Source organism: Amycolatopsis thailandensis (assembly GCF_002234405.1).
GTDB lineage: Bacteria > Actinomycetota > Actinomycetes > Mycobacteriales > Pseudonocardiaceae > Amycolatopsis > Amycolatopsis thailandensis.
In genome coordinates this window covers 1-831 of the sequence record NZ_NMQT01000311.1, presented here as the reverse complement: position 1 = coordinate 831, position 831 = coordinate 1, and the positions used below count along the sequence as shown (strand labels likewise).

Sequence of the window (831 nt, the reverse complement as noted above, 5' to 3'; positions counted from 1 at the left end):
GCCGTGCTGCTCCAGCACCTTGCGGTACTCGGACAGGTCGCCGTGACCGGTCTTGCGCGAGGCCGCGTCGGCCTTCGCCCGCTGCCGCTGCTCGTTCATGAGCGTGCGGAAGCCCTCTTCGTCGACGGTCAGGCCCTGCTCGGACGCCATCTCCAGGGTCAGGTCGATCGGGAAGCCGTAGGTGTCGTGCAGCTGGAACGCCTTGTCCCCGGCCAGCAGCGAGCCGCCGGAGCGCTTGGTCTCCTCGGCCGCGAGGTCGAAGATGCGCGAACCACTGGTGAGCGTGGAGAGGAACGCCTCCTCTTCGACGCGGACGACGTCCTCGATGCGGTCGAAGCCGCTGACCAGCTCGGGATACGTCGGGCCCATGGTGTCGCGGACGACCGCGGCGAAGGCGGGCAGCACCGGCTCGTGCACGCCGAGCAGGCGCGCGGAGCGGATGATCCGGCGCAGCAGGCGGCGCAGCACGTACCCGCGGCCGTCGTTGCCCGGGGTGACGCCGTCGCCGATGAGCAGCACGCCGGTGCGGGCGTGGTCGGCGATGACGCGGAAGCGGACGTCGTCGGTGTGGTCGGAGCCGTAGCGCCGGCCGGAGAACTCCTCGGCGCGGCCGATCACCGGGCGGACGAGATCCGTCTCGTAGACGTTCTCGACGCCCTGGAGGATCGTCGCGACGCGCTCGACACCCATGCCGGTGTCGATGTTCTTCTTCGGCAGCTCACCGATCGGCTTGTGGCCGTGCTTCGGGCTCTTGTCGCCCCGCACGTCCTGCATGAAGACGAGGTTCCAGATCTCGATGTACCGGTCCTCGTCGGCGACCGGGCCGCCCTC

At 70.0% G+C, this 831-nt stretch carries 1 protein-coding gene; it reads right to left on the bottom strand.

Annotated features, from left to right (window positions below; genetic code table 11):
- Positions 1-831, bottom strand: an 831-nt coding sequence (locus tag CFP71_RS42535) for an alanine--tRNA ligase-related protein (RefSeq protein ID WP_244200051.1), incomplete at both ends; no start/stop codon positions are given.